Annotated in this window: 15 protein-coding genes; all 15 read left to right on the top strand. The window is 28.8% G+C overall.

The genetic code is table 11. The features are described 5' to 3' along the window. Positions 1–5 precede the first annotated feature (5 nt). The 15 genes from AB3K27_RS12370 (at position 6) to AB3K27_RS12300 (ending at position 16527) form a co-directional block, all read left to right on the top strand. Complete coding sequence (locus AB3K27_RS12370) at positions 6–1739, top strand: penicillin-binding transpeptidase domain-containing protein (RefSeq protein ID WP_368487735.1); 1734 nt, start codon at positions 6–8, stop codon at positions 1737–1739. Positions 1740–1831: 92 nt separating this feature from the next. Then, positions 1832–2533, top strand: a complete 702-nt coding sequence (gene sigK, locus AB3K27_RS12365; protein ID WP_368487734.1) for an RNA polymerase sporulation sigma factor SigK — start codon at positions 1832–1834, stop codon at positions 2531–2533. A 328-nt stretch (positions 2534–2861) separates the two neighbouring features. After that, positions 2862–3917, top strand: a complete 1056-nt coding sequence (locus AB3K27_RS12360) for a type IV pilus twitching motility protein PilT (protein WP_368487733.1) — start codon at positions 2862–2864, stop codon at positions 3915–3917. A gap of 156 nt (positions 3918–4073) precedes the next feature. Then, a complete protein-coding gene (locus AB3K27_RS12355; protein WP_368487732.1) occupies positions 4074–5348 on the top strand; it encodes a glycosyltransferase family 2 protein in 1275 nt (424 codons plus the stop codon). Between the two features lie 747 nt (positions 5349–6095). Next, a complete protein-coding gene (ftsA, locus tag AB3K27_RS12350) occupies positions 6096–7367 on the top strand; it encodes a cell division protein FtsA (RefSeq protein ID WP_368487731.1) in 1272 nt (423 codons plus the stop codon). Positions 7368–7386: 19 nt separating this feature from the next. Next, entirely contained in the window at positions 7387–8502 is a 1116-nt protein-coding gene (gene ftsZ / locus AB3K27_RS12345) for a cell division protein FtsZ (protein ID WP_368487730.1), read from the top strand. Between the two features lie 318 nt (positions 8503–8820). Beyond that, a complete protein-coding gene (spoIIGA, locus tag AB3K27_RS12340; RefSeq protein ID WP_368487729.1) occupies positions 8821–9618 on the top strand; it encodes a sigma-E processing peptidase SpoIIGA in 798 nt (265 codons plus the stop codon). 29 nt (positions 9619–9647) lie between these two features. Beyond that, positions 9648–10355, top strand: a complete 708-nt coding sequence (gene sigE / locus AB3K27_RS12335) for an RNA polymerase sporulation sigma factor SigE (protein WP_368487728.1) — start codon at positions 9648–9650, stop codon at positions 10353–10355. A 73-nt stretch (positions 10356–10428) separates the two neighbouring features. Then, the gene (gene sigG, locus AB3K27_RS12330; RefSeq protein WP_368487727.1) at positions 10429–11202 is read left to right on the top strand and encodes an RNA polymerase sporulation sigma factor SigG; all 774 of its coding nucleotides are present in this window, start codon (positions 10429–10431) and stop codon (positions 11200–11202) included. Between the two features lie 54 nt (positions 11203–11256). Continuing rightward, on the top strand, positions 11257–11526 hold the full coding sequence (locus AB3K27_RS12325; RefSeq protein WP_368487726.1) for a YlmC/YmxH family sporulation protein: 270 nt from the start codon (positions 11257–11259) through the stop codon (positions 11524–11526). A 105-nt stretch (positions 11527–11631) separates the two neighbouring features. Then, positions 11632–12087 carry a transcriptional regulator NrdR gene (nrdR, locus tag AB3K27_RS12320; protein WP_368487725.1) on the top strand — a complete coding sequence of 152 codons (456 nt, stop codon included), beginning with the start codon at positions 11632–11634 and terminating at the stop codon, positions 12085–12087. Positions 12088–12273: 186 nt separating this feature from the next. Continuing rightward, a complete protein-coding gene (pgeF, locus tag AB3K27_RS12315; protein WP_368487724.1) occupies positions 12274–13002 on the top strand; it encodes a peptidoglycan editing factor PgeF in 729 nt (242 codons plus the stop codon). 50 nt (positions 13003–13052) lie between these two features. Beyond that, positions 13053–13748: a response regulator transcription factor gene (locus tag AB3K27_RS12310; RefSeq protein ID WP_368487723.1), complete on the top strand. Its 696-nt coding sequence runs from the start codon at positions 13053–13055 to the stop codon at positions 13746–13748. Between the two features lie 11 nt (positions 13749–13759). Next, entirely contained in the window at positions 13760–15481 is a 1722-nt protein-coding gene (pnpS, locus tag AB3K27_RS12305) for a two-component system histidine kinase PnpS (RefSeq protein WP_368487722.1), read from the top strand. A 158-nt stretch (positions 15482–15639) separates the two neighbouring features. Then, the gene (locus tag AB3K27_RS12300; protein ID WP_368487721.1) at positions 15640–16527 is read left to right on the top strand and encodes a phosphate ABC transporter substrate-binding protein; all 888 of its coding nucleotides are present in this window, start codon (positions 15640–15642) and stop codon (positions 16525–16527) included. The last annotated feature ends 195 nt before the right edge of the window (positions 16528–16722 follow it).

Here is a 16722-nt window from a genome sequence, read left to right as displayed (position 1 = left end):
TATATTTGAATAATTATTTAGCAATGAATAAAATACCTTATTTTGGACAAAAATTTAGTCTAGATGAGGTGTTTTTTATGTTAAAAATAAATAGAAATTTAATAAAAAAGAGACAATGCAGTTTATTTTTGATTTTTAATATTATATTTCTAATACTATATTTTAAAATAATAAGTCTGCAATATTTAAAAGAAGATGAGCTTAGCGTAATGGCTAATTCTCAATATTCCTATAAAGAATCTTTGACAGATGCCAAGTATATACTATATGATTGTAATGGACAACAGATTATGAATTATAATAAAGAGTATTATGTTGTAATATCCCCAGATATATTTTTAAAAGATAATCCAGATGTAAATTCAGAAAGTATGTTGACATTAATATATACTCTTAGAAATTATAATGAGGATTATGATTTAGCTAAGGTTGGAATATTGAATACCAGTCAAAAATTATACTATCAGATTGATTTGAGTACTTATAATAAATTAAAAAATATACATGATGTAAATGGATTTTATATATATGAATATTCTCCTTTAAATAGAACCGGAGTATGGAGCATAGAAAATTTACTTTTAAATCCCAAGAGAACTGCAGATAATACAATGAAATCTAAAGATTCTTTAGAGATGAAGATATATGAAAAAACTAGAGATAATGAAAAGCTCCAAATTGTATTTGAAAGAGATGCAAATGGTAAAATAATAAATGAAAAAACTAGTTTGCCAGAGAATAATGTGAATGTAAGATTAACTTTAGATAAAAATATACAAAATAGCATAAAAGAAATATTAAATAGTAGTGAAAATAAAAATTTTGGTCAAATTGGGGTTATTTTAATGGAAGCTGGCACTGGTAGAATAAAAGCTTTAGTACAAAAGGATGATACAAAACCTAATGTGAATTTAGGTATTTCCACTAATCATGGCTTTTTTCCAGGATCTACATTTAAAGTTATTGTAGAAGAAGCTGGCCTTGATAAAAATATAATAAAAACAAATGATAAATTTACCAGTACAGGATTATATGGGGAAGAAAATAAAAAGTATAATGTTTTAACATCAGGAGAAGCTTTAGCATTATCCTCTAATGATGTATTTGCACAGATAGGAAATAAGGTTGGATTTAATAATTTTTATGATAATGCAAAATCTCAGGGATTATTTGAAAAAGTATTAAATTTGGACGGAGAAAAGGAAGGGTTATTTGAAGTAAAAAATCCTGACTCCAGTGATGGTAGTGTAGGACTTGCAGCTATAGGCCAGAATATCAGAATAACGCCAATAGAGGCTATAAGTATACCAAATACAGTTATAAATGGTGGAACATACGTTAAACCCTATCTATTGGATGCCTATGTAAATGACAAAAATAATACTATAGAGGCATTAAGTACAGAAAGTACCTCTGTAATAAAAAAATCTACAGCAGAAGAGATGAAAAATCAAATGATAAATGTAGTAAAAAATGGTACTGGAAAATCTGCATATATAGATGGTATGGAAGTAGGTGGAAAAACTGGAAGTACTCAAAGGATAGAATTAACAGGACAAAATAAAAATGCAGAAGAACATTCCGATGGATGGTTTGTAGGATTTTTTAAAGTCTATGGGAAATATTATTCTATGGTTGTATTTGTTCAAGATATAGATAAGGATAGTGAAAGTGGAGGAAATACGGCAGCTCCAATTTTTAAAAATATAGTTTTAAAGATAAAACCTTATTTAAAATAAAATATAAAAAATCAAATAAATTTTTTTATATATGCACTTTTTAAAAAGGCTGTTCATAGTATATTAATAAGCACTATTAGGAGGAGCAGCCAGTGTTTTTAACAAATTGCTTATTAGACATTCTAGGAAATGTAGTGTTTATGACAGCTTATGTTACAAATAATAGTTCATTTCCTCAACCTTTAAATGATGAAGAAGAAAGGTATTATTTAAAGAAATTAAAAGAAGGAGATTTACTTGCTAAAAGTATTTTAGTAGAGAGAAATTTGAGGCTAGTAGCACATATTGTAAAAAAATATTCATATCCTGGTAAAGATGTGGATGATCTGATTTCTATTGGAACTGTAGGATTAATTAAAGCAATAGATTCTTTTGATTCATGTAAGGGTACCAGGCTGGCAACATATGCGGCAAAATGCATAGAGAATGAAATATTAATGCTTATAAGGAATAATAAAAAAATTAAAAATGAAGTGTATTTGCAGGATCCAATAGGTGTAGATAAGGAAGGTAATGAAATATCTCTCATGGATGTACTGAGTAGCGACGAAGATTCTATAATTGAAATAGTAGAACAAAAAATACAAGTAAAAAAATTATATTCTAAAATAAATACCTGTTTATCACAAAGGGAAAAAAGTGTAGTGGAAATGAGGTATGGACTTTTAGAAGGTAAGCCAAAAACTCAGAGGGAAATAGCTAAAATTCTTGGAATATCAAGATCTTATGTATCCAGAATTGAAAAAAAAGCTTTAAAAAAGTTATATAAAGAACTAAATTATGGTGCAAAGTAATATTAGCAGAAATAATGAAAATAGAATTAATATTTTTAATAAATTCCATGGTATATGTTAAGTTATATATTAGAAAATTATAATAAAAGTAATAAAACATATACGTGGAATTTATATTGCCATTTATATACTTGTTTAGTTTTTACAAAAAATAATTTTATTTAAATTAAAAATATATATAAAAATTTAGTTATAAAGGACGATTATAGATAAGGGATAGTTTAAATAAGTAATCAATTCGATAGTGTAAAAATAGCTGATATGAGTTTATTGTATATAGTAATAATATAAATATAAATAGCAAATGTTTGTGAAAGGGGAACCTAAAGTGGTATCGCTAAAAAGTTTATTGGAAAAAACTGTAGAAGAAAATGCATCAGATTTACATCTCACAGTGGGAGCGACTCCTGTTATGAGAATAAATGGAAAGCTTAAAAAATTGGGAAAGGAAAAATTACAGCCATCGGATACAGATAGATTTAGCAGAGAAATATTAGAAGAAGATTATGAAAAGTATATGAGAATTGGTGAAATTGATATATCCTTTTCTATATCAGGACTTGGAAGATTCAGAGTAAATGTGTTTAAACAAAGAGGAAGTAGTGCTATTGCAGTAAGAGTTGTAGGATTGAAGGTACCTACTTTAAATGAACTTAATTTTCCTCCAGTGATAAAAGAATTATTAAGTCATAAAAGAGGATTAAATTTAGTAACAGGTCCCACTGGCTGTGGGAAAAGTACAACTTTAGCAGCTATGATAAATGAAATAAATTCTAACAGGGCAGCTCATATAATAACCCTTGAAGATCCCATAGAGTATTTGCATAAGCATAATAAGTCTTTAATAAGTCAAAGAGAAATAGGTAAAGATTCTTTAAGTTATGCTAATGCTTTAAAAGCAGTATTAAGAGAAGATCCTGATGTAATTTTAGTTGGAGAAATGAGAGATTTAGAGACGATTTCTATTGCACTTACTGCTGCTGAAACTGGCCATTTGGTACTTTCTACTTTACATACTATAGGTGCAGCTCAAACTATAGATAGAATTATAGATGTATTTCCACCTTATCAACAGCAGCAAATAAAGATACAATTATCAGCGGTAATAAAGGGGATAGTATCTCAACAACTTTTGTCAAAGTTAGATGGAAAGGGAAGAATAGCTGCACTTGAAATTATGATTGCCACAGAGGCTATTAAAAATATGATAAGGGAAGGCAAGACTCATCAAATAGAATCTTCTATGCAAACGGGTATAAAATATGGAATGAAAACAATGGATATGTCTTTGTCAGAACTTTACAGAAAAGGATATATATCTTATGAATCTGCTCTTGCCCATTCTATTGATCGCAATATACTTACTCGAATGATATCTCTATGACCTTATGACAAAAAATAGAACTGAAAAGTTCTATTTTTATATAAAGCTATTTTGCCCTTCTTTTAATTATGTAAAATAATTCACATAATTATTATCATTGCTATAGTAATTAATTCTTATTTATGCTAAAATAACCTTGAATTAGGGGGGATTAAATTGAGCATATTTAAAGAAATAATTCTTAATGTCTCTCGTGTTTTAACTTACATGGTTTATATAATATCAATATATTATTTGTGTATATCATTTTTTGGAATATGGAAGAGAAAGGATAAACAAGAGGTAGAACCTAAGAATAGTTTTGCATTAATCGTGGCTGCTCATAATGAAGAAATTGTAATTAAGGATATCTTAGAAAGCTTAAATAGGCTTGAATATCCTAAAGAATTATATGATATTTTTGTTATTGCGGATAATTGTACGGATAAGACGGCAATAAAAGCTAGAGAAAATGGTGCTATTGTATATGAAAGAGTTGACAGGAGTAGAAGAGGTAAAGGATATGCACTGGAATGGATGTTTCGTAAAATTTTTGATATGAAAAAGAAATATGATGCAATTGCTATATTTGATGCAGATAACCTTGTACATAAAAATTTTTTAAAAGAGATGAATAAAGAACTTTGCAGAGGATATAAAGTTGTTCAAGGATATTTAGATAGTAAAAATCCTTATGATACATGGATAACCGGAAGTTATTCCATAGCATTTTGGACCTGTAATAGAATGTTTCAACTAGCTAGAAGTAATTTGGGTTTATCGACTCAATTAGGTGGAACTGGTTTTTGTATAAATACAGATATCTTAAAAGAATTGGGATGGGGTGCAACTTGTCTTACAGAAGATTTAGAATTTACCTGTAAATTAATTTTATATGGATATAAAATAGGGTGGGCTCATAATGCCATAATATATGATGAAAAACCTCTTACACTTTTTCAATCTTGGAAACAGCGGAAGAGATGGATGCAAGGATTTGCAGATGTATCAAGTAGATATTTTTTTAAACTTATAAAAAAATCAATAAAAACTTTTAATTTTGTTCTCTTTGACTGTGCACTGTACAGCATTCAGCCTATAATAACTGTACTTATAGGATTGTCTGTTATAAGTGGAGGAGTTCAGTATTTTATGAAAACATACAATCTAATATCTAATTTTAATACGGTGATATATTCAGTGAATTTTAATTTACTTACAATATCAGCCGTATTATTTTCAATATTACAATTTATATATACTCCATTTATGCTGGTTTTAGAAAAAAAATTAGATTTTAAAATATTTTTTTACTACATACTCTATCCTATTTATGCAATTACATGGTTTCCTATTTCATTACAGGGTATTATGAATAAAAATGATAAAGAATGGATTCATACTACCCATAGTCGAAGCATAAAAATAAAAGATTTAGAGAAAGTTAATTAAAATTATAAATACAATTTTGAAGGGAAAAAACTTTAGGCTTTTTCCCTTAATGTATATTGGAGTTAATTTGGGATATATCATAATATAATTAGTTCGATGTTATAAATATATTCCAATAAAATAACATTACTATGAATAAATTTAATATTTTATATGAAATTACTATGAAATTATATTTAAAAAAATTAATGAATTGTAAATGAAATAAAGTTTGAAGGGGAAAAAACACTTTATTCTGGATAAATATGAATTTAATTCCAATCTATATTATTTAACTGTATTTGAGATTTTATTAAAATGTGATAAAATATAAGAGGAAATTTAGTTTTTTTGTTGAATATATATTTTTGACGGTTTCCTTTATTTTATAGCTGATAATTTAACACTGTGGTTAATTTAGTTATAGTTAATAATATATAATTTTATTATTAGAAATACAATAAATTGAATTTCTGATAATAATTTTTGGTAATAATTTATATGGAAATTAAATTATCCCCAGATTTGAATTAATTATTGTTCTTGATATATCAAGTAATTTTAATATTTGGATGGAGTTTGTTATGCGGAATACTTTTCTCTATGTGGATATTAGAAGAACTTATCTAGAGGCGTAGCAGTGCTTATTCTCCACTTTTAAAAGCTGTAGATTAAACAATAGAGGTCTCCGGATAAATTAATAATAAGTGGTAAAAATTCCACTTGAATCTGAAAAGTCTGTTTATGAAAAGGGGGGGGACATACTTTATGAGTGGATATATAATTGGAATAGATATAGGTTCATCCAATATTTGTGCTGCAGCTGGAAAAGTGGACAGAGATGGGAAAATGCAAATATTAGGAATAACTTCTTCAAGCTGTAATGGTGTGAAAAAAGGAATAGTTGTAGATATAGATAATACCTGTGAATCCATAAAAAATTGCATAAGTTCACTGGAGAGAATGATAGATATTAAGATAACTGAAGCATATATATCTTTACCTGGAGGAATAAGTGAACTTGTCTGGAATAAAGGGGTAATTGCTGTATCATCAGAAGATCGTGAAATAAAGTATAATGACGTGAGAAGAGTTCTAAAAGCAGCTAAAATTATCACTGTTCCAAACGACAAAGAAGTTATAGGAGTAATACCTGAGCAGTACATAATTGACGGTTATGATAATATAAAGGACCCTATTGGTATGAATGGACTTAGGCTGGAAGTGGATGCCCAGATAATACTGGCTCGTTCAACTATAATAAATAATATTTTTAAAAGTGTAAATAAGGCAGGAATAAAGGTACTTGGAATAGTATTTCAGCCTATAGCTATATCCCAAGTAGTATTAAAAGAAGAAGAAATTCAAAGGGGAGTAGCTCTTGTAGACGTAGGCTCAGAATCTATAAATATTTATATATATGAAGGGGGAATTTTAAGAAGTATAAGTACTGTAGCTTTAGGTGGAAGCATTATAACAAATGATATTGCAGTATGCCTTAAGCTTCCTTTTTCAGAGGCAGAAAAACTTAAAATAAAATACGGGAGTGTTGGCGTAGATCCCGGGAAAAAAAGTTTAAAGATAGAAGTTAATGCAGACTATAACAATAAGGTTAAAGTTGATTATGATATTTTAGCTCAGATTATAGAAGCTAGGGTTGAAGAGTTATTTTCTATAATAGATAAGGAAATAAGAATTTCTGAATACTATGATAAGCTTTCAGGTATAGTTCTGGTAGGAGGAGGTATAGCTACAATAAAAGGCATAGAAGATTTTAGTAAAAATCAATTAGAAAAATTTGTAAGAATTGGAACTACAAAATATATAGGAGCCTCAAGTCCGCTGTATGTTACGGCAGTTGGCATAGTAAAAGATGTTTCTAATTCAATGGAATATAAAGATATAGATATTAAGGCAAATAAAAATGAAGATGCAGTTAGTTATGAAGAAATAACTGTGGGGTCAGGAAAGAAGAATGATAAGGATAAACATATGGGGTTTGTAACAAAAATAAAAGAATTTTTTACGGACTTTTTTTAATAAGGGAGGTTTAGGTATTGTGTTAGATTTTGATGTAGATGTTCAACAATTTGCACAGATAAAAGTAATAGGATGTGGCGGCGGGGGAAATAACGCAGTAAATAGAATGATAAAAGAAGGATTAAAAAATGTTGAATTTATAGCTATAAACACAGACAAGCAGGCATTAATGCTTTCACAGGCGTCACAAAAAATACAAATAGGAGATAAACTTACTAAGGGACTTGGAGCAGGAGCAAATCCTGAAATAGGACAAAAAGCTGCTGAGGAGAATAAGGACGAAATAACACAAGCTATAAAAGGGGCAGATATGGTATTTATTACAGCAGGAATGGGAGGAGGAACTGGAACTGGAGCAGCACCTATAATTGCAGAAATTGCTAAATCTATGGGAATACTTACAGTAGGAGTAGTTACAAAGCCTTTCCCTTTTGAGGGTAGGAAAAGGATGCTGCATGCAGAAATGGGTATAAAAAATTTGAAGGATAAGGTAGATACTTTGGTTACAATACCCAATGAAAGACTTCTTTCTGTAGTGGATAAAAAAACAACTTTAATGGACTCTTTTAGATTTGCAGATGATATATTAAGACAAGGTGTACAGGGCATATCAGATTTAATAACCATACCTGGCCTTGTAAATTTAGATTTTGCAGATGTAAGGACAATTATGATAGACAAAGGTCTTGCACATATGGGTGTAGGCAAAGGAAATGGAGATAATAGAGCACAAGATGCTGCCAAACAGGGTATATCCAGCCCGTTGCTTGAAACTTCTATAGTAGGGGCTACTGGAGTGCTTCTTAATATAACTGGTGGACAAGATCTTGGGTTACTAGAAATAAATGAAGCCGCAGAAATAGTTCAAGAAGCTGCAGATCCTGATGCAAATATAATATTTGGGGCTGTTATAGATGAGAATATAAAAGATGAAATAAGAATTACAGTTATAGCTACAGGTTTTGAAGCTGAAAAAGATGAAATTAAAGAAGATTTAACTAAAAAGGATGTTAAAAAATCTCAATCCCATAACATAAATAATAGTAGAAGTGAAGCTGCTGCTTCCATGGAATATGAAAAGTTTGATGAAAATAATTTAGAAATACCTGCTTTTTTAAGAAGGCAGAAAAAATAAAAAATCCACATATGGCAATTAAATGCCATATGTGGATTTTTTATTTTTTCTCTATGCTTTACTATTTGCTTTAAATGTTAAACATTTTATATAAATTAAAATAAAATTATTTTTTAAAAACATAAAAATCAATAATAATCTACAATTACTAAAAAATCATTAAATTGGAAGAAGTTATTGAGAATAAAAGGAAAATTCTTGGCATAATATAGAAAATAAAAATATTATACACAATTTTAAAATGACAAAATTTTGAAATTCATAAGTATATAATAGAATATATATATTAATAAACTATGGGTGGAGGTGAGCATATAATTGGTTGTATTTTTGGATTTAGTAATTTTAGTAAATTTAATAGTGAACTTTTTTCTATTATATATTACCGGTAGGACTTTGAAATTGATGATAAATCTTAAGCGCATGTTTTTAGGGGCTTTTATAGGAAGTATATATACAATTACATTAATTTATCCTTGTTTAAGCATTTTTTCTGCTTTCTATTTTAAATTGATAGTGGCACTGGCACTGGTTTATATTTCTTTTGGTAATAAGGGTATTATAACTAACTTTAAAATCTTATGTATATTTATACTATACTCTATGCTTTTAGCAGGGATATGTATATTTATTCAATATAATAGATCTTCCTATATAAATGGTACTACGATAATTAATTTCCCATATCAGTGGCTTTTTATCTCACTTATGATATTTTATATAACTATTGATAGATTAGTAATTTATATTAAAGATAGAAGAGATTTGTTTAGCTTGGTTTATGAAGTGGATATTATATTTAAAGATAAAGAAAAAAAAGTAAAAGCTTTTTTAGATACGGGAAATGAACTAAGAGAACCTGCTACCAATTTACCTGTAGTAATAGTTGAAAAATCTGTATTTGGGAATGTGAATTTAGAGGAGTTTAGTAAGTTTCATATACCTTATAGAGTTATAAATGGTTCTAGTGGAAAACTTTTAGGATTTAAGCCGGATGTAATAAAGATAAATTTTGGAAAAGAGGTAAAGTATAGAGAAGTTATAATTGCTCTTTGTCAGGATAAACTAAGCCAGGTTGGCGATTATCATGCTCTTTTATCTAGAGGGGTAATATAATTAAAAACAATTGATAGTGGGGGATAATTATGCTTAGGTTAAAAATATTATTAAACAGAATACTAACAAAATTTAAATTTGCAATAAAAAATATATACTATATAGGGGGAAATGATGTACTTCCTCCACCACTTAGTAAAAAAGAGGAAGAAGATTTAGTATCTAAATTAGTTTCAGGAAATGAAAAAGTAAGGTCAACCCTTATAGAAAGAAATTTGCGTTTAGTAGTTTATATAGCCAGAAAATTTGAAAATACAGGAGTAAATGTAGAAGATTTAGTATCTGTAGGTACTATAGGGCTTATAAAAGCAGTAAATACTTTTAATCCTGAAAAAAAGATAAAATTAGCTACATATGCTTCTAGATGTATAGAAAATGAAATATTAATGTATTTAAGAAGGAACAGTAAAGTAAAGGCAGAGATTTCTTTTTATGAGCCTTTAAATGTAGACTGGGATGGAAATGAATTATTGCTTTCTGATATTTTAGGAACGGATAATGATGTGGTATATAGTTTTATAGAAGATGAAGTAGATAAACAGCTTTTAATGATTGCCATGAAAAAATTAAGTGAAAGAGAAAAAGAAATAGTTAATTTAAGATTTGGATTAAATGGCAAAAAGGAAAAAACTCAAAAAGAGGTTGCGGACTTACTTGGTATATCCCAATCCTATATTTCCAGACTTGAAAAGAGAATAATAAAAAGATTAAGAAAAGAAATAAATAAAATGTTATAAGTTTGTCTTTAGTATAAAATTCAGCGTCTTAGTAAATACTTAAAATGCTATATATTCTAAAGGGGCTGATTACATGATAATTAATAAGGTTGAAATTTGTGGCGTAAATACATCAAAATTGCCAGTTCTAAAAGAAAAAGAAATGAAAGAACTTTTAATAAAAATGCAGCAGGGAGATAATGATGCTAGAGAAAAATTTATAAAAGGCAATTTAAGATTGGTGTTAAGTGTAATACAGAGATTCAATAACAGAGGAGAAAATGTAGATGATCTATTTCAAGTAGGATGTATAGGGCTTATAAAGGCTATTGACAATTTTGATTTGAGTCAAAATGTTAAATTTTCCACTTATGCAGTACCTATGATTATAGGAGAAATAAGAAGATACTTAAGGGATAACAATTCAATAAGAGTAAGTCGTTCTCTTAGAGATATTGCGTATAGAGCACTGCAGGTTAGGGATAAATTAATAAGGGAAAATAACAAAGAGCCTACTATATCACAAATAGCCAAAGAATTAGAATTACCCAGGGAAGAAGTAGTATTTGCACTGGATGCGATTCAGGATCCGGTATCTTTATTTGAGCCTATATACCATGATGGAGGAGATGCAATTTATGTGATGGATCAAATAAGTGATACCAAAAATGTTGATGAAAATTGGCTTGAAAATATATCTATAAAAGAGGCCATGAAAAAATTAAATGATAGAGAAAAATTAATACTTAACTTAAGATTTTTCGATGGGAGAACTCAAATGGAAGTAGCACATGAAATAGGAATATCACAGGCACAAGTTTCCAGATTAGAAAAAACTGCACTAAGGCATATGAGAAAGTATGTATAAGAATTTAAATTTATTGTTTAGTTTATATTAATAAAATATGGAGGGATTACATATATGGAATTACAAAAAGATTTATTTTCTTTAACCAATTTAAGAGATATGGAGGTTATAGATATAAATACAGGAATAAAGTTGGGATTTATAAAGGATTTAAAAGTAAATTGCAAGGAACATAGGATAATATCTATTATTCTACCTTCTCAAACAGCTAAAGTATCTTTTTTTGGGAAAAATGAAGATTTGGAAGTGCCCTGGGATAATGTGAGAAAAATAGGGGTGGATGTAATTTTAATAGATGGAGAAAATATAGTAAGTGAAAAGTAATGTTCACATAGAGGAATAGGTAGTGGAATTTTCAACAAAAAAGTGTATAATTATTTATATACTATATTATAATATATACTATATTATAAAAGGACGTGAATAAAATTGAAATGCCCTTATTGTGGATATGGAGAAAGTAAGGTGGTGGATTCCAGATCTACAGACGATAAAATGGCTATAAGGAGAAGAAGAGAGTGTTTAAGCTGTAATAAAAGGTATACAACCTATGAGAAAATTGAAAATGTTCCTTTGCTTGTTATAAAGAAAAATATGAGTAGAGAGTATTTTGATAGGACAAAAATATTAAATGGACTTATGAAAGCCTGTCAAAAGAGACCTGTTTCTAGAAAGCAGATTGAAGAAATAGCAGATGAGGTAGAGAAGAAGATAAGTAACAGTGTTCTCACAGAAATAAATTCTTCCGACATAGGAGAAATGATTATGGAAAGCTTAAAAAAAGTAGATGAGGTATCTTATGTGAGATTTGCATCTGTTTATAGGCAATTTAAAGATATAAATACTTTTATGGAAGAGATAAAAAATTTGATTTCTAATAGATAAAGTGGTTAATAAATGTTTACCACTTATTTTTTTTACCCCAAGGCTATAACAATTTAAGAATGATTTGATTTGTTAAATTAAAGTTAAAAAAAGTTAAAAGAATATATATACTGCTATTGTTTGATAAACAATGTTAAAATATATTTAAAGAGTTTTTATTATAAAGTTAAAAATATGGAGGATAATATGGAGAGAGTTTTAATTGAGGGATATGAATTTATAAAGATAAATTTTCAAGGAGCAACAGCAGTATTTTCAACGGCTAAAAATAATTTGAATTTTAACAGACTAGAATACAACGGCAAAAAAAATATTGAAAATTTAAAAGGGTGGTTCAATCTAAAAAATATTGGATATTTAAATCAAGTTCATGGATGTACTAGTATAATTTATAAGGGAAATCTAGAAGATGCAGATGGAATAATTACAAATGTACCTTATGAAGCTGTAGGAGTATTTAATGCAGATTGTGTTCCTGTGCTTTTGTATGATAGGAAAGAAAAAGTTGTAGCGGCAGTTCATAGTGGATGGAGAGGTACTTTATCTTGTATTGTTTTAAAGACCATAGAAAAGCTTCAAAAGTATTTTAAAAGTCATACTTTGAATATATCAGCATGTATAGGGCCACACATATGCAGCTCTTGTTATGAGGTGGGAGAAGAGGTAATAAATGAATTTGAAAATTCAGCTTTTTATAAAGATAAACATATATTTAAAGGAAGAAATCTGAGTTTAAAAGAATGCATTTTATACCAGCTAAAAGATAGGGGAGTACGGGATGAGAATATAAGTTCTCTGGATATTTGTACTTCTTGTAATACAGAATATGAGCTATATTCTTACAGAAAAAATAGATATCAGGGAAGACTTTTTTCTTTTATTTATCTTAACCCTCCTGTAAATTGTGAACTATAAATTGTGAATTGAAAACTGTGAATTGTGAACTATACAAAAGGGGTGTGATTATGTCGAAGGAAAAGATATTAATAGTAGATGATGAAGAACATATATGTGAACTTATTAAATTTAATCTTGAAAATAATGGATATAAGACTATTGTAGCCTTAGAAGGAGTAGAAGCGCTAAAAATTGCAAAGGAGGAAAGACCTAAACTTATTTTGCTGGATGTTATGCTTCCAGGAATGGATGGATATGATGTATGTAAAGAAATAAGGAAAGATGAGTTAATAGCTTCTACTCCCATAATAATGATAACTGCCAGAGGAGAAGAATTTGACAAGGTTCTAGGATTGGAACTAGGGGCAGATGATTATATTACAAAACCTTTTTCCGTAAGAGAATTATTAGCTAGGGTAAAGGCTATATTAAGAAGAACTACTATAAAAACTTTAGATAAATATTATGTGTTTGGAGACATAAGTATAGATTTTGACAGACATGAAGTGCTTAAAAATGGAGAAAAAGTAGAATTGACACTTAAGGAATTTGAACTTCTGCAGATGCTTATAAAAAATAAAGGTAGAGTTATGACCAGAGATTTTCTACTGGATAAAATATGGGGATATGAATATGTAGGAGAAACTAGAACTGTAGATGTTCATATAAGGCATATAAGACAGAAGATAGAAAGCTGCGATAAAAAACCTAAATATATTGAAACCATACGTGGAATTGGATATAGATTTAATTGGAAAGAGTAACCGGTGATAAAATGAAAAAAAAATTGATGTTATCTATGGTATCTACACTTATATTTAGCATGATAATAACTACTTTATTATTTATAGTGATTGAAAATCGTGAATATATAAAAAATATGAAAGATACTTTAAGATTAAATAATGAAATTATAATAAATATAATAAAAAATGAAAAAATAGAGGATAAAAGCAGTTTTCTTAAAAAAAATTTTTCAAATGAAATTATGAGGGAAACTCTTATAGACAAAAATGGAAAGGTTCTTGGAGATTCTACAGCAGTAGAGTACACCATGAATAATCATAATTGGAGAAAAGAGGTACAAGAAGCTAGAAAAAAAGGGACAGGATATGATATCAGAATAAGTGATACCACAAATAAAAAAACATTGTATTTTGCTACTGCTCTTGAAAATGGATATGTAATACGTAGTTCATTGACTATGCACACAATTAAAGGGTTTGAGAATAATTATCTCAAATATTATATATTTATAATGTTTTTTTCAATATTAATGTCTTTGATTTTTGCTTCAAGACTTTCAAGATCTATAGTAAAGCCTTTGAAAAAACTTCAATGTACCACTTTTAGCATAGCCAGTGGCAACTTAAATAAAAGGGTTATAATTAATTCTAAAGATGAAATAGGAGAGCTTAGTAAAACATTTAATCATATGGCAGATGAACTTCAAAATACATTAAAAGATTCTATAGATAAAAGAAATAAATTAGAAGCTATACTAAAAAGTATGGATAATGGAGTAATAGCAGTAGACACCAGTTATAAAATTATAATGATAAATCCCTATGCAAAAAAAATATTTGGAATTTCAAAAGATGTAATAGGAGAAAATTTGATGAATAGCATAAGGGATTTTGAATTGGAAGATATATTTAAAAGTGTGAAGAAGGAATATAAAGAGATAAAAATATTAAGACCTAAAGAGAGAGATTTAAGAATAAAAACAGATTATATCATAAATGGTAATGAAAAGATAGGTATAGTGGCGGTAGTTCAGGATATAACGGATATAAAAAGATTGGAAAATATGAGGTCTCAATTTGTAGCTAATGTTTCTCATGAACTAAAAACTCCTCTTACATCTATAAAGGGATTTGCAGAAACTTTAAAATATGTGGAAGACATAGAAAATAAAAATAAATTTTTAAACATAATAAATGATGAAGCAGATCGTCTTACTCGACTGATAAATGATATACTTATACTTTCTCATATAGAAAGTAATGAAATGGATAAAATAGAACTTATAAATATAAATGGAATAATAGATAATGTATGTTATATGATGGAACCTTTTGCAGATAAAAAGCACATAAAAATCAAGAAAATGAGTTGTGAAATGCCTGACATATGGGGAGATGCAGATAGATTCAAACAGATGATTATAAATTTAGTAGATAATGCAATAAAATATACCAATAATGGAGGACAGGTTAAGGTGGGAACAGCGCTTGAGGACAATAACTGTTTAATATGGGTGGAAGATAATGGAGTGGGTATCTCCGAAGAACACCAAGAAAGACTATTTGAGAGATTTTATAGAGTTGATAAGGCCAGATCCAGAAGTCAAGGGGGTACTGGGTTGGGTCTTGCCATAGTAAAGCATATTATTTTGAAATTTAGTGGAACTATAGAATTAAATAGTGAAATTGGAAAGGGTAGTAAGTTCACAGTTAAAATACCCATAGATATTAACAATAGAAGAGATATATAATGATTTAATAATAATATGGATACCATTCAAAATATTGGATGTTAATTTTAATTAACATAGCTATAATAAAGGATTAACCTTGGTAGAATATTATAAATACTGTAGAAATTGAAGTTATTTTTTACATAAGGTTAAATCTTAAGGAGGTCTATATTATTATGAATAGAAGAATATTAAGAAGCTTTGCAGCAACTATGGTTATTGCACTAACTGTGGGAATATTTACAGGCTGTGGAGGAAATAATAGTACGGAAGATGGAGATAAGGCCAATAATCAGGAATTATCCGGTTCAATAACTTTGGCAGGTTCCACTGCACTTCAGCCACTGGCAGAACAAATAGGTAAAACATTTTCAGAAAAAAATCCAAAGGTAACTGTTAATGTCCAGGGAGGGGGAAGTGGTACAGGATTAAATCTGGCATTGCAAGGTACGGCAAATATAGGAAATTCTGATGTAACTGCAGAATCTAAGCTGGATGCAGATCAAGCAAAGCAGCTGGTAGATCATAAAGTTTGTGCTATAGGTTTTGCAGTAGTAGTAAATCCTAATGTAAATGTTGATTCTCTGACTAAAGAACAAATACAAAAAATATTTACGGGAGAAATTACAAATTGGAAAGATGTAGGCGGAAGTGATATGAAAATAAATGTTATAAATAGAACTAAGTCATCAGGCACCAGAGCTACATTTAAAGATACTGTAATGGGTGGAAAAGAGGAAAAAGAGGGACTTGGAACAACACAGGACTCCAATGGAAATGTTGAAAATGCAATTAAGACCACGGAAGGAGCTATAAGCTATTTAGCACTATCCTATTTAACGGATTCAGTTAAGGACAATGTTAAAGCTTTAAAAATAGAAGATGTTGAAGCTACTTCAGAAAATATAATTTCAGGTAAATATCCATTTTGGTCTCATGAACATATGTATACAAAGGGAGAAGCTGAAGGTGTGACAAAAGCATATATAGATTATGTATTAAGTGATGAAAATAAAGAAACCATAAAGAAGCTTGGATATATTCCTATGAGTGATATGAAATAGAAATTATTTTAGCTGGCTGTTTAGACAGCCAGTTATTTATCCCAAGGCTGTAATTAAGCTAATACTCCCATAGTCTTTAAATGGGAGATAAGCAGGTCTACGCGCCTGGATAGGTTCTTCTAAGGTTCATATGGAGATAAGTATTTTTTTATAGCAAACTTCACCTGAGCCTAAAAATTATTTGATAAAATAAAA

This window comes from Clostridium sp. BJN0013 (genome assembly GCF_040939125.1).
GTDB lineage: Bacteria > Bacillota > Clostridia > Clostridiales > Clostridiaceae > Clostridium_B.
This window is presented reverse-complemented; position numbering and strand designations above follow the sequence as displayed.